Raw genomic sequence first — 18671 nt, 5'->3', positions numbered from 1 at the left:
TGCGCTGATGCGACGAACAATCCAAAGTCTTTGAACGATTCTGGATCGCTTCGCTCGCAATGACGAGTACTGTGATGCAGTCATGGACTCATCTGTCACCTTTTCCTTCGACGCCCCCGGCGATGCCGAACGAGCGGCCGAGCTGCGCCGCGTCAAGGCGCTGGCGACTTTGGTGCTGGCCGCGACGCTGGCACTGTTCGTCGTCGCGAAATGGCTTCTGCCCGTGCATCCCGTGTTCGGCTTCATTGCCGCCTTCGCCGAGGCCGCGACCATCGGCGGGCTCGCCGACTGGTATGCCGTGGTGGCGCTGTTCAAGCGGCCGCTCGGCCTGCCGATCCCGCACACCGCGATCATCCAGAGCAACCAGGCCCGCATCGCCGACAAGCTCGGCGAATTCATCCAGGTGCATTTCCTCGAGGCGGGTCCAGTCGAAGCCAAGCTGAAGGAGATCGACTTCGGCTCCTTCGTCGCCGACTGGTTGCGCGACCGCAAGCGCAGCGACGACCTTGCGCGCTTTGCGCTGCGGCTGTTGCCGGAGGCCGTATCCGCAACCGAAAGCTCCGGCCTGATGACCTTCATCATCCGCCGCATGTCCTCGCAGCTCCAGGCGATCGACCTCGCGCCGCTCGCGGCCGGCACGCTGCGCGGCTTCGTCGCGGAGGGACGGCACCAGATCCTGTTCGACGATCTCCTGCGCGTGATGCACGAGACCTTGAACCAGACGGAGACGATGGCGATGATCCGCGAGAAGGTGCGCGCGGAATTGCCGACCCTGCTCAAGCTCTATCGCGCCGACAAGTTTCTGGTGAACAAGATCGTGGCCTCCGCCACCGCCTTCTTCAACGAAGTGCGCAGCGACCCCAAGCATCCGTTCCGCGACGAGTTCGACCGCATGGTGCTGAACTTCGTCGACAGGCTCGGCACCGATCAGGCCTATATCGACCGCATCGACGGCCTGAAACGCGATCTCCTGGCGCGGCCGGAGCTTGCCGATCTCGCCCGCACCGTCTGGGCCAACACGCGCTCCTTTATCGAGCGCAGCGCGAGCGGCGAGACGCAGGTGTTGCAACATCATCTCGCCGAGATGTTCGTCTCAGCCGGCGAGGCGCTCGCCAGCGATGCCGAGTTGCGCGGCGAGATCAACAAGGGTCTCGTCACCGTGCTGCGCAGCTTCGTCGCGGACCAGAAGAGCGGCGTCTCGACCTTCATCTCCGATCAGGTCAAGGCGTGGAATATGACGCAGCTGATTTCGCTGATCGAGATCAACATCGGCCGCGACCTGCAATACATCCGCTTCAACGGCTCGTTGATCGGCGGGCTCGCCGGGCTCGCGCTCTACACCGTAGAATTCCTGCTCCGATTGTTGTGACTTTTGCGTCACGGCCGTTAAGCATTAACGCGCGGACCTATTGTCGCCCCGCGTCTCTCCCGCTTGAATGTCGGGAACCGGCCGCCTAGCTGATTCATGTTGCGCTGCGGAACGATCCAGAAGCCGGTGCATTGGAATTCATGCCGATTTGCCGGTCTCGCTGCCGGCGGCCTTTCCAGGAATTCTTCCCAGGGGAAATATTGATGACCGCAACTGCCCAGACGCTGCGTCCGCCGTCCCGTACCTTGATGTTTCTGGAAGGACGCGCGATCCACGAGTTCGGCGCATTCCTCGGCGCGCTTCCGCTGCTGAGCCTTGCGCCGCGCGGCGATGGGCATCCGGTGCTGGTGCTGCCGGGCCTCGTGGCCTCCGACACCTCCACTGGCGCGCTGCGCACGTTTCTGAGCAGCAAGGGCTATGCAGTGGCTGGTTGGCGCCAAGGCCGCAACTACGGCCTGCGGCCCGGCGTGCAGGATGCGATGCTCGGTCAGATCCGAGAGCTCAACGACACCCACGGCCGCAAGATCAGCTTGGTCGGTTGGAGCCTCGGTGGCATCTATGCGCGCCAGCTTGCCAAGATGGTGCCGGACAGCGTGCGCCAAGTGATCACGCTTGGTAGCCCCTTTGCCGGCGATCCACGCTCGACCAACGCCTGGCGCGTCTATGAATGGGCGAGCGGCCGCAAGGCCGACGAGGTTGATCCGCGTTTCGGCGGCGAGCTTGCCGCTCCGCCGCCGGTGCCGACCACCGCCATCTTCAGCCGTACCGACGGCGTCTGCGCCTGGCAAGGCTGCATGGAGAAGACGGGCGCACAGACCGAGAGCATCGAGGTCGAGAGCAGCCATTGCGGCATGGGCCATCATCCGGCCGCCGTCTATGCCGTAGCCGATCGCCTCGCGCAGAAGGAAGGCCAGTGGCGCCCGTTCGATCGCAGCGGCTGGCGCAGCGTGGTGTATCCCGATCCGCATCGGTAGCGCTCCTCTTCACCTCTCCCTGCAAGCTGGGCGAGGTCGGATTGCATCGGAGATGCGATAGCGGGGAGAAGGAGAAGAGCCGTCGTCCCCCTCCATTGTCGCGCCTGCACCAAACGCGCTAAGCCTGCCGCATGGCGCATCCGCTCTCCCGCATCATCGACCAGCTCAAGCGCGAGCCCTCGCGCACCGGCTCCATCGTCATCACAGTGTTTGGTGATGCCATCGTGCCGCGCGGTGGCTCGGTGTGGCTCGGCACGCTTCTGGAATTCTTCGAAAGCCTCGACATCGACAGCGGCGTGGTGCGCACCGCAATGTCGCGGCTTGCCGCCGACGGCTGGCTGACGCGCGAGAAGGTCGGCCGCAACAGTTTCTATCGCCTGGCCGACAAGGGCCGCCAGACCTTCGAGGCCGCGACGCGCCACATCTACGATCCGCCGCCGTCCGACTGGACCGAACGCTTCGAACTGCTGCTGATCGGCAATAGCGAGGATCGCGAGGCTTCGCGCGAAGCGCTCCGCAATGCCGGCTTCGGCAGCCCTCTGCCGGGCGTATGGGTCGCACCATCGGGCGTTCCGGTGCCGGATGAGGCGGCGGGCGCGATCCGCCTCGAAGTCTCGGCGGAAGACGACAGCGGCCGCCGTCTGCTCAGCGCGAGCTGGCCGCTCGATCGGACCGCCGACGCTTATCTGAAATTCATGAAGACGTTCGAGCCGCTGCGCGCCGCGATCACGCGCGGCACGGATCTGTCCGAGGCCGACGCCTTCACCGCGCGGATCCTCTTGATCCACCATTACCGCCGCGTCGTGCTGCGCGATCCATTGCTGCCCGAGAGCCTGCTGCCGCCGGATTGGCCGGGCAGGGCCGCCCGCGAACTCTGCGGCGAGATCTATCGCGCGCTGCTTGCTCCGTCCGAACAATGGCTCGACAGCCATGGAACCAATGAAAAAGGGCCGTTGCCGCCCGCGCGAAAGCTGCTGGAACGAAGGTTCGGCGCTTGACCATTATGTTACAGAAATATCTTGCATGATGTAAATCTTGTTATATATTCCTTCCCAATAAGCGGGAGGATGCGCATGTACACCCAGGCGCTGAACACGGCCGAGACCGCTGATCGCGATCTCGAGGACGCAGGCAAAGCTGCGCAATTCCAGGCCCGCGTCGATGCCGAGGAGCGCATCGAGCCGAACGACTGGATGCCCGCGGCCTATCGCAAGACGCTCACCCGCCAGATCTCCCAGCACGCCCATTCGGAAATCGTCGGCATGCTGCCCGAAGGCAACTGGATCACGCGCGCGCCGACCTTGCGCCGCAAGGCCGCGCTGCTCGCCAAGGTGCAGGATGAATGCGGCCACGGGCTCTATCTCTATGCCGCCGCCGAGACGCTCGGCTCCTCGCGCGAGGAGCTGGTCGACGCCATGCTCGCCGGCAAGGCCAAATATTCATCGATCTTCAACTATCCGACGCTGACCTGGGCGGACATCGGCACGATCGGCTGGCTGGTCGACGGCGCCGCGATCATGAACCAGATCCCGCTGTGCCGCTGCTCCTACGGGCCTTATGCGCGCGCGATGATCCGCGTCTGCAAGGAGGAGTCCTTCCACCAGCGCCAGGGCTACGAGATCATGGTGACGCTGTGCCGCGGCTCGGAGGAGCAGAAGGCGATGGCGCAGGACGCGCTGAACCGCTGGTGGTGGCCGGTGCTGATGATGTTCGGCCCGCCGGATGCGACGAGCCAGCACAGCGACACCTCGACGAAGTGGAAGATCAAGCGCTTCTCCAATGACGAGCTGCGCCAGAAATTCGTCGATGCCACCGTGCCGCAGGCGCAATATCTCGGCCTCACCATTCCCGATCCCGGCATGATTCAGGACGCCGACGGCCACTGGCGCTACAGCGAGATCGACTGGACCGAGTTCAAGCAGGTGCTCGCCGGCAACGGCCCCTGCAATCGCGACCGCATCGCCGCGCGCCGCAAGGCGCACGAGGAGGGCGCCTGGGTGCGCGAGGCGGCAGCTAGCTATGCAGCCAAGCGCGCCCAGCGTCAGACCGCCCAGGCTGCCGAATAGGAGACCAATATGGCCACGCCGAACACGCCGCTGTGGGAAGTCTTCATTCGCAGCCGTAACGGGCTCGCGCACAAGCATGTTGGTTCGCTGCATGCGAGCGATGCGACGATGGCGCTGCAGGCCGCCCGCGACATCTACACCCGGCGCGGCGAGGGCCTGTCGATCTGGGTCGTGCCCTCCAGCGCCATCACCGCGAGCGATCCCGCCGAGAAGGGCATGATGTTCGAGCCGGCAGAATCCAAGATCTACCGGCATCCGACGTTCTACGAAGTGCCGGAAGAAGTGGGACACATGTGATGATGGTCGCCAACATCCAGGTCTCCGAAACCCCGCTGGTAATCTACGCGCTGCGCCGCGCCGACGATGCGCTGATCCTCGGTCACAGGCTGTCGGAATGGTGCGGACACGCGCCGATGTTGGAAGAGGATATGGCGCTCTCCAACATCGCTCTCGATCTGATCGGCCAGGCGCGGGAGCTCTATACCTTTGCCGCCAAGGTCGAAGGCAGGGACAACGACGAGGACAAGCTCGCTTACTTGCGTGACGTGCGGCAGTACCGCAATCTTCTCCTAGTCGAGCAGCCCAACGGCGATTTTGCCCAGACCTTGGTGCGGCAATTCTTCTATTCCGCCTTCGCCGATCTCTACTGGCGCGCGATGATGAATTCGCGCGATGCGACGCTGGCGGCGATTGCTGCGAAATCGGAGAAGGAGAGCGCCTACCATCTGCGCCATGCCTCGGAATGGATCATCCGGCTCGGCGACGGCACGGAGGAGAGTCATCGCCGGGCGCAGGCTGCGATCGACAATCTCTGGGCCTTTACCGGCGAGATGTTTGCCGTCGACGACGGCGAACGCGCGCTGATCCATGCCGGCATTGCCGTCGATCCCGCAAGCTTGCGCGGGCGCTGGCTGGCGACTCTCTCGGAGGTCACGCGTGAAGCAACGCTCGCTCTGCCGCAGAACGACTGGATGCAGCAGGGCGGCCGCTCCGGTCGTCACAGCGAGCATCTCGGCCACCTCCTGTCGGAGCTGCAATCGATCCAGCGGACTTTTCCGGGGCTGACATGGTGATGGTGACCGATGACGCCGCGCTGCGCCAGCGCGCCTGGGACGCCGCCGCCAGCGTGGTCGATCCGGAAATCCCGGTGCTGACCATCGGCGATCTCGGCGTGCTCCGCGACGTCGTTCTCGACGGCGATCATGTCGAGGTCGCGATCACACCGACCTATTCGGGTTGCCCGGCCATGAACATGATCGCGCTCGAAATCGAGGTTGCGCTGGAGCGCGCCGGTTTTCAACATGCAAAGGTACGGACCGTGCTGTCGCCGGCCTGGACCACGGACTGGTTGACCGAGGACGGACGCAAGAAGCTGCGCGCTTACGGCATCGCGCCGCCGCAAGCTTCAAACTCGCGCCGCGCGCTGTTCGGCGATCAGACGGTGGCGTGCCCGCAATGCGGCTCGGACAAGACCGAGCTGTTGTCCGAATTCGGCTCGACCTCCTGCAAGGCGCTCTGGCGCTGCAAGGCCTGCCGCGAACCCTTCGACTATTTCAAGTGCCATTGACCATGTCCGCAGCCGCACCGCGCTTCCATCGCCTCGCCATCAGGGACCTCCGCCGCGAGGCCACGGACGCCGTCTCGATGACCTTTGCCATCCCCAACGAACTCGCCGGCGCTTACGCCTTTACGCCCGGCCAGTATCTGACGTTGCGCGCCATGCTTGACGGGGAAGAGGTGCGCCGCTCCTATTCGATTTGCTCCGGCCCCGACGATGGCGAGATCCGCATCGCCGTGAAGAAGGTCGATGGCGGCGCGTTCTCGAGCTGGGCAGCCGAAGATCTCAAATGCGGCGACGAGCTCGACGTGATGACGCCGACCGGCCGCTTCGGTCTGGTCCCGCCGGCAGATCGTGCGCGCGTTCATGTCGGCTTCGCCGCCGGCTCCGGCATCACGCCGATCCTGTCGATCGTGAAGGGCGTGCTCGCGCGCGAGCCGGACAGCCGCTTCTTCCTGTTCTACGGCAACCGCACCACCGACAACGTCATGTTTCTCGAGACGCTCGAGGAGCTGAAGGATCGCTTCATCGATCGTCTCTCGATCTTTTACGTGCTCTCCGGCGAGGAGCAGGACATTCCGATCCTGCATGGCCGGCTCGACGGCGACAAGGTGAGGGTGCTGCTCCGCGCGCTGGTGCCGGCGGCCAGCGTCGATCACGTCTTCATCTGCGGTCCTCTTGGCATGAGTGAGGACATCGAGGCGACCTGCCGCGATCTTGGCATCGCCGACGAGCGCATCCATGTCGAGCGCTTCGTCTCCGAGTTCGGCGGCAAGCCGCGGCCGAAAAAGGCGGTTGCGCCCGACGCGCCGCCGAAGGCGATCGCCTCGCTGATCATCGACGGCAAGCGCCGCGACGTGCCCGTCGCCGAGGACGAGGCCATCCTCGATGCCGCGCTGCGCGCCGGCGTCGATCTGCCCTTCGCTTGCAAGGGCGGCATGTGCTCGACCTGCCGCGCCAAGCTGGTCGAAGGCGAGGCGCCGATGGACATCAACTATTCGCTGGAACCGTGGGAGCTCGAGGCCGGTTTTGTTCTCACCTGCCAGGCCAAGCCGTCCACCGAGCGCGTCGTGGTCGATTATGATCATGTCTGATCAGGGTTTCTGCGGCTCCGCAATGCAAATGCGTCGCAATATTTGACAGTGTGAGCCAACCAGAACAACATCATGAGCAAACGTCTGGCCGGGAGAAGCGCGTGAACGTGAAAGCCGCCCTGTCGCCTGAGGATATCGCCCGTGCCTGCGCCGATGCGATGTGGGCCGAGGACGATGCCTCCAAAGGTCTCGGCATGGAGATCGTCGAGATCGGCCCGGGCTTTGCGACGCTCGCCATGACGGTGCGGCCTGATATGGTCAACGGCCAGCGCATCGCCCATGGCGGCTTCATCTTCACGCTCGCCGATTCCGCCTTCGCGTTCGCCTGCAACTCGCACAATGAGCGCGTCGTGGCGGCACAGGGCCAGATCACCTTCATCAAGCCGGGCAAGCTTGGCGATCGTCTCATCGCAAGAGCGCGGGAGATCACCCGCGGCGGCCGCTCCGGCATCTACGACGTGCGTGTCACGGTGGGCGAGGTCGTCATCGCGGAATTCCGCGGACATTCCCGCGTCATTCCCGGCAAATGGCTGCCGGCGCAAGATCAATAAAACCAAACAAAAAAGAACAGGCAATGTGGGGAAACGAGGATGGCTCTGACGAGGCTCAAGGAAGGTGGCAACGCCTATAGCGCCGAGATGGATGCGCATGAGCGCGCCTCGCGCGACGAGATCATGGCGCTGCAGAAGCAGCGGTTGGCGTGGTCGCTGAAGCACGCCTACGACAATGTCGCGCATTACCGCAAGGCGTTCGACAAAGCGGGCGTGCATCCGTCCGACTTTCGCGAACTCTCTGATCTTGCCAAATTTCCGTTCACGGTGAAGACGGACCTGCGCGACAATTATCCCTTCGACATGTTCGCCGTGCCGCGCGAAAAGCTGGTGCGGGTGCATGCCTCATCCGGCACGACCGGAAAGCCGATCGTGGTCGGCTATACGCAGCGCGACATCGACACCTGGTCCGAGGTGATGGAGCGCTCGATCCGCGCCGCCGGCGGCCGCACCGGCATGATCATCCACAATGCGTATGGCTATGGACTCTTCACCGGCGGTCTCGGCGTGCACTACGGCGCCGAGAAGCTTGGCTGCACGGTTGTCCCCATTTCCGGGGGCATGACCGAGCGGCAGGTGCAGCTCATCAATGATTTCCGGCCCGACATCATCACGGTGACGCCGAGCTACATGCTGGCGATCCTCGACGAGTTCAAGCGCCAGAAGCTTGATCCGCGCCAGTGTTCGCTCAAGATCGGCATCTTCGGCGCGGAACCCTGGACCAACGCGATGCGCGCCGAGATCGAGGACGCCTTCGACATGGACGCGACCGACATCTATGGCCTGTCCGAGGTGATCGGCCCGGGCGTCGCTCAGGAATGCATCGAGACCAAGGACGGCCTGCACATCTGGGAGGATCATTTCTACCCGGAAGTGATCGACCCCGAGACCGGCGCGGTGCTGCCCGACGGCGAGAAGGGCGAGCTGGTCTTCACCTCGCTCACCAAGGAAGCCTTTCCGGTGATCCGCTATCGAACCCGCGACCTGACGCGGCTGCTGCCGGGAACGGCACGGCCGGGCATGCGGCGGATGGAGAAGGTGACCGGGCGCTCGGACGACATGATCATCCTGCGCGGCGTCAATCTGTTCCCGACCCAGATCGAGGAGGTGCTGCTCGCGACCGACTGGTGCGGCGGCCATTTCATCCTCGAGCTCACCCGGGAAGGCCGCATGGACGAGCTCACCATCATCGCCGAGGCGCGGCCCGAGAGCTGGGACGGCCGCGGCCTCGTCGACCATGCGGATCGAATTTCGACCCACATCAAGAATACGATCGGCGTCAGCTCCAGGGTGCAGGTAGTTGCGCCGGCCACGCTGGAGCGCTCGCTCGGCAAGGCCAAGCGGCTCTTCGACAAGCGGCCAAAGGACTGACCGGACGGATTGACTCGACCGGCGCCAGAGGCGACAAGGCCCGCGAGAAATCGCGGGTCTTTTCATGTCAGCCGATGCCAAAACCGTCGAAGCGCGCTGTGTGCGCCTCAGCGCCAAAGCTGAAAATGCCGCTGCGCTTGCGCCGACAATTGAGCGGCAGATGCTTGCGCGCGGGCCGAACGATCTTCTGATCGAGGTGAAGGCTGCCGCGGTCAATCCCTCCGACGTCAAGGCTGCGACCGGGCTGATGCCCTATGCCGTGTTCCCCCGGACCCCCGGCCGCGACTATGCCGGCGTGGTGATTGACGGGCCCGCCGCCACCATTGGGAACGAAGTGTTCGGCTCGTCCGGGGACCTCGGCATTCGTCGTGACGGCACTCATGCGAGCCATCTCGTGGTCGAACCCGATGCGGTCGTGGAGAAGCCGAAGACTGTGTCCTGGGAGGAGGCCGCCGGCATCGGCGTGCCCTTCGTGACCGCGATGGAAGGCTTTCGCAGGGCGGGCGTGCCGAAGCGCGGCGAGACCGTTCTGGTTTTCGGGGTGAATGGCAAGGTCGGTCAGGCCGCGGTGCAGATCGCGACCTGGCAGGGCGCGCGCGTGATCGGTGTGGTGCGCAGGGCGGAAGCCTATGAAGGCCACACCAACGCGCCCATCGAGGTGATCGACGCCTCCGCCACCGAAATCGCCGCGCGCGTGCACGAATTGACCGGCGGCAAGGGCGCCGACGTCGTCTTCAACACGGTCGGCGATCCCTATTTCCAGGCCGCGCACAAATCGCTCGCGCTTCGCGGCCGCCAAATCCTGATCGCCGCGATCGACCGCATCGTGCAGTTCAACATCCTCGAATTCTATCGGGGCCAGCACACTTATGTCGGCATCGACACGCTGGGTCTATCCTCGGCCGCGACGGGTGCGGTGCTGCGCGACATCGGGCCGGGTTTTGCGAGCGGCCATCTGAAGCCGTTTCCGATCAGGGCGAATGCGATCTATCCGCTGGAGCGCGCGAAGGAAGCGTATGTTGCGGTCGCCGGCTCGTCACGTGACCGGGTGATCCTGAAGCCGTAACCATGGAATCCACGCAACTCGTTATCCTCGCCGGCCTGGCCATCGGTCTCGTCTACGGTGCCGTTGGCCTGCTCAGCGGTTTCTGCCTGATGAGCAGCATGCGCGGGTTACTGGCTGAGGGCGACGGGCGGCTGGTGCGGACCTACGCGCTCGCAATCGCTGTTGCGATCGCCGCGAGCCAGTTCCTCGCCGGCAGCGGCACGGTCGATCTCGGCAAGTCGATCTATCTGCAGCAATCGTTTTCGCCGGCGGTGCTGTTCCTCGGCGGCCTGCTGTTCGGCTACGGCATGGTGCTTTCGAACGGCTGCGGCTCGCGGGCGCTGGTGCTGCTCGGCCGCGGCAATCTCCGCTCCTTCGTGGTCGTGATCGTGCTCGCGATTGCCGCGCAGATGACGCTGAAGGGCCTCATCGCACCGGCGCGCATTGCGCTGGTCCAGGCAACGCAAGCCACGGCTCCTGCCAATTCGCTGCCGTCGTTGCTGGCGACGCTCGGCTTCACGGAATCGCTTTCACGCGCGCTCGCCGCGGCCGCGACAACCGTCGCGCTGAGCCTGTTCGCTTTCGCGCATCCTGCGTTCCGTCGCTCGCCCGGTCAGGTCGTAGCGGGCATCATTGTGGGCCTCCTCGTCGCCGGCGGCTGGCTGGCCACCGGCTATCTCGGTGCCGACGACTTCAATCCGGTCCCCGTGACCTCCCTTACGTTCGTCGCGCCGATCGCCGATAGCCTGCAATATGCCATGCTCTCGACTGGACTGACGCTCAACTTCGGCATCGCGACGGTGGCCGGCGTCTTCGCCGGCAGTCTGGTGACGGCACTCGCAACTGGCCGCTTCAAGCTCGAAGGCTATTCCTCGCCGCGCCACATGCTCCGCTCAGGGACCGGTGCCGCGCTGATGGGGATCGGCGGCGTGATGGCGTTCGGCTGCTCGATCGGGCAGGGGCTCACCGGCGTGTCTACGCTCGCGCTGGGATCGTTCGTCGCGGCTGCGGGCATCCTGCTCGGCACCGCGGCGGGCCTGCGCGGGGTTCTGCGGGTTCAGCCTCTCGCGGTGGCCTGACTGCGCAACAACCGATCGCCCAGCGTCGCAAGGCCGATGCCGGAGACGATCAGCGCGGCCGCGACGGCAAGGCTCGCGTCGATGGGTTCACCCAGAAGGATCGCAGCGCTGGCGATGCCGACCAGCGGTGTCCCGGTGGTGCCGAGCGACGTCGTCAGGGCTGAGATGCTCCTGTTGACCATCGACATCGCCCAATAAGCCAGGACCGTTCCGACCAGGCCCGAATAGAGAAACAACAATACGAGCCTCCACGACCACTCCACATGCGGGAGGCCATCCACAGCTGTCGCGCCGACCGACAGCACGATCGTTGCCACGAGCACCTGCCAAAGCAAAAGCTGAAGCGGAGATCCGATCCAGCGATGCGCGCGGATATAGATGATGTTCGCAGCCCAAGAGATCGCGGCCAGGATGACCATGCCGGCGCCGAGCAGCACGTTTGGGTTGGTCCAGTCGATCGAGGATGGATTCAGGATGACGGCAAGGCCGATCAGCCCGAGCAGAGCGCCGGCGAGCTTCGGCGCCGTCAGCGTGTCCTTGCCGAAAAGGGGCGCGGCGAGTGCGACCCAGAGCGGCGTGGTGTAGCCGAGCACGATGCCCTTGCTTGCGGGCAGGAAGCGAAGGCCGCTGGCAACCAGGATCGAGAACAGCGTCATATGCAGCAGCGCCACGCTCAGGATCACGGGAAAGTCGCGTCGCTCCGGGATCACGAGATTGTTGCTCAGTCCGAGCAGCACGAACAATCCAACCAGCGCGATCCAACTCCGGATTGCCGCGCTCCACAACGGCGGGACGAACTGCACGAGCTGCTTGGTCACCGACCAATTCACGCCCCAGGCCAGCACCACGATGAGGAACAGGCCGATGGCCGCACGGGGTGACAGGGTGTTCATGTCGCAGGTCCTTGAAGCAGTCCGAGCCGCCGGATAGCATCCCGACTGGCATTTGAAAAAGTGCCAGATTGGAGAAGAAGAGAGTGCCAGTATCCGACACGACGATCTCCGCGTTGATCGAGCTGAAGCGGACCGATGGCGAGGGGCTGGTGGCGCAACTGACGAGCCAGCTGCGAGGCCTGATCGCGACCGGCCGCCTCGGCAAAGGCCGCGTTCTGCCGTCGAGCCGACGGCTTGCGAGCGATCTCGGCGTCTCGCGCAACACCGTCACATACGCGTTCGAGCAGCTCGCGGCCGAGGGATATGTCGCGGCGTCTCATGGCCGCCGTCCCGTGGTCATGATCGACGGCCACGAACGCATCGAACGGGGCGCCGTCGCAGCGGGCGAATGCGTCGGCAAACTGCAGCTCTCGCCTTGGGCTACGAAGCTCCAGCAGGCCGACTGGCCGATGTCTTATCGGGGGGAGCTCAAACCGCTGCGCCCGGGGCTGGGCGATTTCAGGGAGTTTCCGAACGAGGTCTGGGCACGGTGCCTGCGCCGCAGCGCCGTGCATGCAGGCAGGCGCGAGCTGGGACCGGTCAACCGGCTGCGCCTGCGGGAGGCGCTGACGCATTATCTGGCGACGAACCGGGACGTCCGCGCCACGGCGGAGCAGATCATGATCCTGCCGAGCGCGCAGGCCGCGCTGACCTTGATTGCTGCCACACTCATTTCACCGGGCGATCATGTATGGGTTGAAGACCCTGGCTATCCCGGCGCGGCGGCTGCCTTTCACGCATCCGGCGCGCGCCTGACCGGCATCAGGCTGGATGAACAGGGCATGCAGCGAATGCCAGGCCTTGGAGCTCCCAGGCTGATCTTCATGACGCCGTCGCATCAGCACCCAACCGGCCGGTTGATGTCGCTGGCCCGTCGAACCGAGTTTCTCGCGGCAAGCCGGCCCGGCAGGACCTGGATCGTCGAGGACGATTACGACGGCGAATTCCACTACGACAGCCGGCCGGTGCCGGCCTTGCAGGGGTTAGATGCCCATGGCCGTGTGTTCTATGTCGGCACATTCTCGAAGGCGATGAGGTCGGACATCCGGCTCGGCTATCTGGTAGCGCCGGCGGCGCTGGTCAGTACCTTGGAGATCGCGCAGCAGCACATGGGACTGATCGCCGCCAGCCACATCCAGGAGGCGCTGGCCGAATTCATCGCCGATGGGTACTTCCTCGCACATCTGCGCCGCATGCGCCGGCTCTATCACGCGCGCCGCGATCATCTTGTCGAGGAGCTGCAGCGGCATCTCGGTGGCATGCTCTTAGTCGAGGTGCCCCCCGGCGGTATCCAGCTCGTCGCCCGTCTCGAGCGCGGCCGCACTGATCGGGCGGCGGTGAAGCGGCTGGTCGAGGCGGGCGTCGAAACGCGCGCCTTGTCCAGCCTAGCGCTCGGCAAGCCGCGCGATCACGGCCTGCTGCTCGGCTTTGCGGCGTGGCGCGAAAACGAGATCAGCGCGGCCGTGCGCACGATGGCGTCGTGCTTCTAGTGGGGCATCGCTACTCCACCGCTTTCGTCACGATCCGGATCTCCGACGTCAGCGTCCGGTGCACCGGGCACTTGTCGGCGATCTCCATCAGCTTCTTGCGCTGCTCGGCATCGAGCGCGCCGTCGATCGCGATGTCGCGCTCGATCTGGTCGAGCATGCCCTCGCGAGTCTCGCACTCCGCACAATCCTTGGCGTAGATCTTGGAATGCTTCAGCGTCACCGTGACGCGGTCGAGCGGCAGCGACTTGCGGTCGGCATAGAGACGCATGGTCATCGAGGTGCAGGCACCTAAGCCGGCGAGCAGGAAATCGTACGGGCCGGGTCCGGTATCCGCGCCGCCAGCCGCGAGCGGCTCGTCCGCCACCAGACGATGCGGGCCGACGGTGATGGTCTGGTTGAACTTGCTCTTGCGGGTCTCCTGCACCACGACCTTGCGCGGCTCCTCCGGCAGATCCATCGCCTTCGCGGGCGTCGCTGCATCGACGTAACGGCTGGCCCATGCCACGATCACGTCGGCGGCGTAGAGCGCGTCGGCAGGCTTGGTCAGAAGATGATCGGCATGGTCGAGCGAGACGAAGCTCTTGGGGTGTCTTGCCGCGACGAAGAGCTTCGTTGCGTTGTCGATGCCGACGGTGTCGTCGAGGGGCGAATGCATCACCAGCAGCGCCTTGTGCAGGCCGGTGACGTCCTTCATCAGCTCGTGCTCGGCGATGTCGTCGAGGAATTCGCGCTTGATCCGGAACGGGCGTCCCGCGAGCGAGACTTCGACCTCGCCTTGCGCGCGGATGTTGTCGAGATGCTCCCTGAACAGGCCGGTGACGTGGGCGGGATCCGAGGGCGCTGCGATGGTGGCCACCGCTCGTGCCTCGGGAATTTGTCCGGCAGCGGCGAGGATCGCGGCGCCACCCAGGCTATGGCCGATCAGGATCGAGGGTGCCTTGCGGGTCTCGCGCAGATGATCGGCCGCGCGCACGAGATCGGCAACGTTGGAGGAGAACGTCGAGTTGGCGAAATCACCGCCGCTGGAGCCGAGCCCGGTGAAGTCGAAGCGCAGCACCGCGATGCCCTTGGCGGCGAGCGCGACCGAGATGCGCTTGGCCGCCAGCGTGTCCTTGCCGCAGGTGAAGCAATGCGCGAACAGCGCGAAAGCCGCGGGCTCGCCGTCAGGCAGCTCCAGCGCGGCCGCGAGCTGATGGCCGCCTTCGCCGGTGAATTGAAAGCGTTCCGTCGGCATGGGCTTCCCCCCCGTCTTGCTCGAACCTAATCGCCCGAATAGCGCTGCTCGGCCCAGGGATCACCGCGGTTATGATAGCCGCGGACTTCCCAGAAGCCCGGCGCGTCCTCGGTCAGGAATTCGATGGCCTGGAGCCATTTTGCGCTCTTCCAGAAATAGAGGTGCGGCACGACCAGCCGCACCGGGCCGCCATGCTCCTCCGCCAGCGGCTGGCCGGACCAGCTGTGGGCGAGCAGCGCGTCCTCGGCGGCAAAATCCTCCAGCGCGAGATTGGTGGTGTAACCGTCATAGGAATGCAGCACGACGAAGCGAGCATCCTCGCGCGGCTGGCAGGCCGCCAGCAGCTCACGCGTGGCGAGCCCTTCCCATTCGTTGTCATAGCGCGACCAGGTCGTGACGCAATGGATGTCCGAGGTGAACCGGGACTGCTTCTGCGCGGCGAATTCGGCAAAGGTCCAGAAAACGGGGGTCTCGACCGCGCCATAGACGTCGAGCCGCCAGCGCTCGCGCGAGACCGGCGGCGTGACCCCGAGATCGAGTACCGGCCAGTCCTTGGTGAGGTGCTGCCCGGGCGGAAGCCTTTGATCCTCCGGGCGTGTAATCTTGCCGGTGAGAAAGCGGCCCTCGCGCGCCCACTTCTCCTTGGTGCGCGTCAGCTTGCTGTCGGATGGCGTCTCGTCGGTCATGGCCTGTGCTCGTGGCGATGCATGGCTGAGGCGTGCTTGGTGTCGCGCACGCCATGAAAGGCCTGTCCGCTTCCTTTGGGAAGGCTTTACATCGCCTTTCCGAGCAAAAATGGCAACTGGCGGGGGCCGCGCACCGTTCCTTGCGACCAAGTCACCGTGCCTGCCGGATCGAGCCGGAAGTCGGGAATCCGCTTCAGCCATTCCTCCAGCGCCACCTGCATTTCCATGCGCGCGAGGTTGGAACCGACGCAGCGGTGGATGCCGAGGCCGAAGGCCGCATGGCGGTTCTCGCGCCGGTCGATCACGACTTTGTCAGCGTCCGGAAACACCTTGGGGTCGCGGTTGGCTGCCGGGAACGACAGCAGCACCATGTTGCCCGGCTTGACCGGACAGCCGGACACCGTAGTCTCCTTGACCACTTCACGCGCCATCGTCACCGGCGAATAGGCGCGCAGCAGCTCCTCCACGGCTGTCGGGATCAGTCCGGGCTCGGCGATCAGCCGCTCGCGGTCGGCCGGCGTCTTCGCAAGATGCCAGAGCGAGGAGCCGATCGCGCTCCAGGTGGTGTCGATGCCGGCGATCAGCAGCAGGCGCAGCGAGCCCATCACATGGGTGTCCTCGAGCGGATTGCCGTTCTTGTCCCTGGCGTTCATCAGGTAGGAGATCAGGTCGTCGGTGGGCTTGCTCTTGCGCGCTTCGATGTGGCCGCCGAAATAGGCCGTCATCTCCTGCACGGCCTGGAGCAGCTTGCTCTCGTCCTTGATGCCGAGCTCGAGGATCATGTGGATCCAATTGATGAAAAGGTCGCTGTCGCTCTCGGGAATACCGAGCATGTGCGCGATCGCCCGAACCGGGATGTGCTTGGTGTAGCGCGCCGCAGCGTCCACCCTCTGCTCGGCGATGAAGTCGTCGATCAGCTCGTTGCAGATGGCGCGGACGCGCGGCTCGAGCTTCTTCATAGCGTCCGGGGTGAACGGCGGCAGCAGCAATTGCTTGGCCGGCTTGTGCTCGGGCGGATCGGAGGTGATCGGCGGGGCTGCGTTCCTGCTGGTGATTTCCGGCCGTACGTCGCGGACGATGATGCGGCGGGAGGAGAAGTGCTCGGTGTCGTTGGCGATCTCGCGCACGGCCTCATAGGTCGTCGGCAAATAGCAGCCGAGGAAGCGTTTCGTGTGCACCACGGGGCTTACGGGTCGCAGCTCGTCCCAGATCGGGAACGGATCCTCGGTCCATTGCGGATCGGTGTGGTCGAAATCATGAACCCAGTCGGTGACGGGCGGATGGGCGACAGGCTGGTCGACGTCGGACATGGCAGGGAATCCCTTGGCTCGTATTCGCTGAACGCAGCGGGGCGGCAACGGCCGCACTATTCCTCGATCACATCGATTGCGATTTCCGGGCAGTTGGATTTCGCAAGCCAGGCCTTGTCCTCGAGTCCCGGAGGGACGGTGCCGTCACCAGCTTCGTGCGCGTTGCCGTATTCGTCGAGCTCGAAAAGCTCCGGCGCGAGCGCCTTGCAGCGGGCATGGCCCTGGCATTTGTCGGGATCGACGTGAACCTTCAGTCGCTCTGCCATTCTCGGCTTCCTTGGTCGTGTGCGCGCGAGGGCCCGAAGGCGGCGCGTTTCCTCATCTCGGTTCTATTTAAGTTATATACTATTACATTCGCGGCGGGCTTCCCTTGTCAAGCGGGAACTTGTAGGCTTCGCCCCGACATGCGTTCACGACCAGCCCGCAAGCCCGCGAAGACCTACCACCATGGCGATCTTCGCGATGCGTTGATCGAGGCCGCGCTGCAAGAGGCGGAGCGGGGCGGCGCGGAGGCGATCAGCATCAAGGCGCTTGCCAAGAAGCTCGGGGTCTCGCAGCCGGCGCCATACCGGCATTTTGCCGACCGCGAGGCGCTGCTCGCCGCCGTCACCGCGCAAGCATTCCGGCAGCTCTCGGCGCTCTTGCGTGATGCGATGGCAAAGCCGTCGCAGCAATCGAAGCTCTCGCGGCTCGCACAGGCGACGCTCGATTTCGGCTTGCGCCGGAATGGCATCTACCGCCTGATGTTCGCCTCGCGCACGGTGTCCTGCGCGGCCAAGGGCAGCGAGCTGCACGAGGCAACGCGGGAGACCTTTGCGCTCGTCATCGAAGCTCTGGAAGCGCCCGCCGTGGGCTATTTGCGCGAACGGCAGGCGCTCAAGATCTGGGCGGCGCTGCACGGCGTGGTGATGCTGGCCGAGCAGGGCCTGTTCACGGGCGAGGCGGCGCATGCCACGCGCGAGGAGCTGGTCGAGGATTTCGTCAACGAGACGAAGGCTGCGCTTGCGGTCGCGATCAAGGATGCGCGACGTCGGACCAAGGCCGGCGCTTAGAGCATGATCCGGAAAAGTGCATGGCGGTTTTCCGAAAAGATCATGCTCAAACAATAACCTAAAGCGCGATGACGATCCATCCTAATCGCATCGCGCTTTAGGCCTTCGCCTTCAGCAGCTTCAGCAGCTTCATCAGCTTTTCGACCGCGCTGTCCGGCGTGGTCACGACGGGGCGGCCGGTGGCCTCCGCGACCAGCGGCGCCGTCGCGGCGATGCTGAATTGCGCCAGCGCGATGACGTCGCAATCGCGCAAGCTCCGTGAGGCCTCCGCGATCAGCCGGTCATGCGTGGCGCGGTCGCCGCGGTCGAGCGCGGCCAGCGCGCCGTCGGCGAGCTTCGGCACCACCTCGACGGAGGCGGGAAACTCGGGCGGCATCGACGCCAGCGTCGGCGGAAAGGTCGAGAGCAGGCCGATGCGCCGGCCCATGGTCACCGCCCTGTCGATCATGGCCTCGTTCGGCTTCAGCACCGGCATCGGCGCATGCGCGCGCGCGACGGCCTCGATGCACGGGCCGAAGGCGGAGCAGGTGAACAGGATTCCATCCGCTCCCGTCGCCGCTGCATAGTCGCCGAGCGCGAGGAACCGTTCCGTCATGGCATCGTTGAGGTGCCCGTCGCGGGCGAGATCCGCCGAGAGACTGTCGTCAAGCAGGTTCATCAGCCGCGCCTCGGGCCACGCCTGCGCAAACGCTGCCTCGATCGGGGCGATGGAATGCTTGAGGGCGTGGATAAGGGCGATGCGCATGGGGGGCTCGATGCTTCTTCTCCCTCTCCCCGTTCTTACGGGGAGAGGGTCGGGGGTGAGGGGCTCTCTCGGCACAAAAAGGTGAGAGTTGGACGGGCGGAAACTCCCCCCCCCC

20 protein-coding genes are annotated in these 18671 nt (G+C 65.0%); 14 read left to right on the top strand and 6 right to left on the bottom strand.

The features are described from left to right. Window positions 1–82: 82 nt before the first annotated feature. The 12 genes from I6F21_RS06975 (at window position 83) to I6F21_RS06920 (ending at window position 11107) form a co-directional block, all read left to right on the top strand. Window positions 83–1369, top strand: a complete 1287-nt coding sequence (locus I6F21_RS06975) for a DUF445 domain-containing protein (RefSeq protein WP_225139577.1) — start codon at window positions 83–85, stop codon at window positions 1367–1369. A gap of 203 nt (window positions 1370–1572) precedes the next feature. Further along, window positions 1573–2343, top strand: coding sequence for an alpha/beta hydrolase (locus I6F21_RS06970; RefSeq protein ID WP_036025751.1), 771 nt, complete (start codon window positions 1573–1575; stop codon window positions 2341–2343). 131 nt (window positions 2344–2474) lie between these two features. Further along, window positions 2475–3341, top strand: a complete 867-nt coding sequence (gene paaX, locus I6F21_RS06965; RefSeq protein WP_225139576.1) for a phenylacetic acid degradation operon negative regulatory protein PaaX — start codon at window positions 2475–2477, stop codon at window positions 3339–3341. A 75-nt stretch (window positions 3342–3416) separates the two neighbouring features. Continuing rightward, complete coding sequence (gene paaA, locus I6F21_RS06960) at window positions 3417–4409, top strand: 1,2-phenylacetyl-CoA epoxidase subunit PaaA (protein WP_225139575.1); 993 nt, start codon at window positions 3417–3419, stop codon at window positions 4407–4409. A 9-nt stretch (window positions 4410–4418) separates the two neighbouring features. Further along, entirely contained in the window at window positions 4419–4706 is a 288-nt protein-coding gene (gene paaB / locus I6F21_RS06955) for a 1,2-phenylacetyl-CoA epoxidase subunit PaaB (protein ID WP_015687593.1), read from the top strand. Then, window positions 4706–5482, top strand: a complete 777-nt coding sequence (gene paaC / locus I6F21_RS06950; protein WP_225139574.1) for a 1,2-phenylacetyl-CoA epoxidase subunit PaaC — start codon at window positions 4706–4708, stop codon at window positions 5480–5482. The genes paaB and paaC overlap by 1 nt, the downstream gene beginning before the upstream one ends. Beyond that, on the top strand, window positions 5482–5976 hold the full coding sequence (paaD, locus tag I6F21_RS06945; RefSeq protein WP_225127603.1) for a 1,2-phenylacetyl-CoA epoxidase subunit PaaD: 495 nt from the start codon (window positions 5482–5484) through the stop codon (window positions 5974–5976). The genes paaC and paaD overlap by 1 nt, the downstream gene beginning before the upstream one ends. A gap of 2 nt (window positions 5977–5978) precedes the next feature. Beyond that, window positions 5979–7061 carry a 1,2-phenylacetyl-CoA epoxidase subunit PaaE gene (gene paaE / locus I6F21_RS06940; RefSeq protein ID WP_225139573.1) on the top strand — a complete coding sequence of 361 codons (1083 nt, stop codon included), beginning with the start codon at window positions 5979–5981 and terminating at the stop codon, window positions 7059–7061. 101 nt (window positions 7062–7162) lie between these two features. After that, the gene (paaI, locus tag I6F21_RS06935) at window positions 7163–7612 is read left to right on the top strand and encodes a hydroxyphenylacetyl-CoA thioesterase PaaI (protein ID WP_225139572.1); all 450 of its coding nucleotides are present in this window, start codon (window positions 7163–7165) and stop codon (window positions 7610–7612) included. 39 nt (window positions 7613–7651) lie between these two features. Then, window positions 7652–8983 (top strand): phenylacetate--CoA ligase PaaK, encoded by a 1332-nt coding sequence (gene paaK, locus I6F21_RS06930; protein ID WP_225139571.1) that lies wholly within the window; start codon window positions 7652–7654, stop codon window positions 8981–8983. A 64-nt stretch (window positions 8984–9047) separates the two neighbouring features. Then, window positions 9048–10049, top strand: a complete 1002-nt coding sequence (locus tag I6F21_RS06925; RefSeq protein WP_225139570.1) for a zinc-binding alcohol dehydrogenase family protein — start codon at window positions 9048–9050, stop codon at window positions 10047–10049. A 2-nt stretch (window positions 10050–10051) separates the two neighbouring features. Continuing rightward, complete coding sequence (locus I6F21_RS06920; protein WP_036004835.1) at window positions 10052–11107, top strand: YeeE/YedE family protein; 1056 nt, start codon at window positions 10052–10054, stop codon at window positions 11105–11107. Here the strand turns inward: I6F21_RS06920 and I6F21_RS06915 are convergent. Further along, the gene (locus I6F21_RS06915) at window positions 11086–12000 is read right to left on the bottom strand and encodes a DMT family transporter (RefSeq protein WP_225139569.1); all 915 of its coding nucleotides are present in this window, start codon (window positions 11998–12000) and stop codon (window positions 11086–11088) included. The two genes, I6F21_RS06920 and I6F21_RS06915, sit on opposite strands and share 22 nt — an antisense overlap. An 83-nt stretch (window positions 12001–12083) precedes the next feature. Here I6F21_RS06915 and I6F21_RS06910 point away from each other — a divergent pair, with 83 nt between their 5' ends. Next, entirely contained in the window at window positions 12084–13529 is a 1446-nt protein-coding gene (locus tag I6F21_RS06910) for a PLP-dependent aminotransferase family protein (RefSeq protein WP_225139568.1), read from the top strand. 10 nt (window positions 13530–13539) lie between these two features. Here the strand turns inward: I6F21_RS06910 and I6F21_RS06905 are convergent, their stop codons facing one another. From I6F21_RS06905 to I6F21_RS06890, 4 genes are all read right to left on the bottom strand, one after another. Beyond that, window positions 13540–14763, bottom strand: a complete 1224-nt coding sequence (locus I6F21_RS06905) for a bifunctional alpha/beta hydrolase/OsmC family protein (RefSeq protein ID WP_225139567.1) — start codon at window positions 14761–14763, stop codon at window positions 13540–13542. 26 nt (window positions 14764–14789) lie between these two features. Then, entirely contained in the window at window positions 14790–15449 is a 660-nt protein-coding gene (locus tag I6F21_RS06900) for a sulfite oxidase-like oxidoreductase (protein ID WP_225139566.1), read from the bottom strand. Between the two features lie 86 nt (window positions 15450–15535). After that, window positions 15536–16759, bottom strand: a complete 1224-nt coding sequence (locus I6F21_RS06895) for a cytochrome P450 (protein WP_225139565.1) — start codon at window positions 16757–16759, stop codon at window positions 15536–15538. 56 nt (window positions 16760–16815) lie between these two features. Further along, window positions 16816–17025, bottom strand: coding sequence for a ferredoxin (locus tag I6F21_RS06890; protein ID WP_018648108.1), 210 nt, complete (start codon window positions 17023–17025; stop codon window positions 16816–16818). A 138-nt stretch (window positions 17026–17163) separates the two neighbouring features. Between I6F21_RS06890 and I6F21_RS06885 the strand changes: the two genes are divergently transcribed. Beyond that, window positions 17164–17811, top strand: coding sequence for a TetR/AcrR family transcriptional regulator (locus I6F21_RS06885; RefSeq protein ID WP_036025733.1), 648 nt, complete (start codon window positions 17164–17166; stop codon window positions 17809–17811). 97 nt (window positions 17812–17908) lie between these two features. On the opposite strand, the gene I6F21_RS06880 is transcribed toward I6F21_RS06885, so the two are convergent. After that, complete coding sequence (locus I6F21_RS06880) at window positions 17909–18556, bottom strand: aspartate/glutamate racemase family protein (protein ID WP_225139564.1); 648 nt, start codon at window positions 18554–18556, stop codon at window positions 17909–17911. Window positions 18557–18671 lie beyond the last annotated feature (115 nt).

Source organism: Bradyrhizobium sp. NBAIM03 (genome assembly GCF_020194055.1).
GTDB lineage: Bacteria > Pseudomonadota > Alphaproteobacteria > Rhizobiales > Xanthobacteraceae > Bradyrhizobium > Bradyrhizobium yuanmingense.
This window is presented reverse-complemented; position numbering and strand designations above follow the sequence as displayed.

What these genes read in the sequence shown, in the direction of transcription:
- paaC (WP_225139574.1), top strand. Translation starts at nt 4,706, where the DNA reads ATGATGGTCGCCAACATCCAGGTCTCCGAAACCCCGCTGGTAATCTAC.
- I6F21_RS06970 (WP_036025751.1), top strand. Translation starts at nt 1,573, where the DNA reads ATGACCGCAACTGCCCAGACGCTGCGTCCGCCGTCCCGTACCTTGATG.
- I6F21_RS06890 (WP_018648108.1), bottom strand. Translation starts at nt 17,025, where the DNA reads ATGGCAGAGCGACTGAAGGTTCACGTCGATCCCGACAAATGCCAGGGC.
- I6F21_RS06885 (WP_036025733.1), top strand. Translation starts at nt 17,164, where the DNA reads ATGCGTTCACGACCAGCCCGCAAGCCCGCGAAGACCTACCACCATGGC.
- paaK (WP_225139571.1), top strand. Translation starts at nt 7,652, where the DNA reads ATGGCTCTGACGAGGCTCAAGGAAGGTGGCAACGCCTATAGCGCCGAG.
- paaX (WP_225139576.1), top strand. Translation starts at nt 2,475, where the DNA reads ATGGCGCATCCGCTCTCCCGCATCATCGACCAGCTCAAGCGCGAGCCC.
- paaE (WP_225139573.1), top strand. Translation starts at nt 5,979, where the DNA reads ATGTCCGCAGCCGCACCGCGCTTCCATCGCCTCGCCATCAGGGACCTC.
- I6F21_RS06925 (WP_225139570.1), top strand. Translation starts at nt 9,048, where the DNA reads ATGTCAGCCGATGCCAAAACCGTCGAAGCGCGCTGTGTGCGCCTCAGC.
- paaA (WP_225139575.1), top strand. Translation starts at nt 3,417, where the DNA reads ATGTACACCCAGGCGCTGAACACGGCCGAGACCGCTGATCGCGATCTC.
- paaD (WP_225127603.1), top strand. Translation starts at nt 5,482, where the DNA reads ATGGTGACCGATGACGCCGCGCTGCGCCAGCGCGCCTGGGACGCCGCC.
- I6F21_RS06905 (WP_225139567.1), bottom strand. Translation starts at nt 14,763, where the DNA reads ATGCCGACGGAACGCTTTCAATTCACCGGCGAAGGCGGCCATCAGCTC.
- I6F21_RS06880 (WP_225139564.1), bottom strand. Translation starts at nt 18,556, where the DNA reads ATGCGCATCGCCCTTATCCACGCCCTCAAGCATTCCATCGCCCCGATC.
- I6F21_RS06975 (WP_225139577.1), top strand. Translation starts at nt 83, where the DNA reads ATGGACTCATCTGTCACCTTTTCCTTCGACGCCCCCGGCGATGCCGAA.
- I6F21_RS06900 (WP_225139566.1), bottom strand. Translation starts at nt 15,449, where the DNA reads ATGACCGACGAGACGCCATCCGACAGCAAGCTGACGCGCACCAAGGAG.
- I6F21_RS06915 (WP_225139569.1), bottom strand. Translation starts at nt 12,000, where the DNA reads ATGAACACCCTGTCACCCCGTGCGGCCATCGGCCTGTTCCTCATCGTG.
- I6F21_RS06895 (WP_225139565.1), bottom strand. Translation starts at nt 16,759, where the DNA reads ATGTCCGACGTCGACCAGCCTGTCGCCCATCCGCCCGTCACCGACTGG.
- I6F21_RS06920 (WP_036004835.1), top strand. Translation starts at nt 10,052, where the DNA reads ATGGAATCCACGCAACTCGTTATCCTCGCCGGCCTGGCCATCGGTCTC.
- paaB (WP_015687593.1), top strand. Translation starts at nt 4,419, where the DNA reads ATGGCCACGCCGAACACGCCGCTGTGGGAAGTCTTCATTCGCAGCCGT.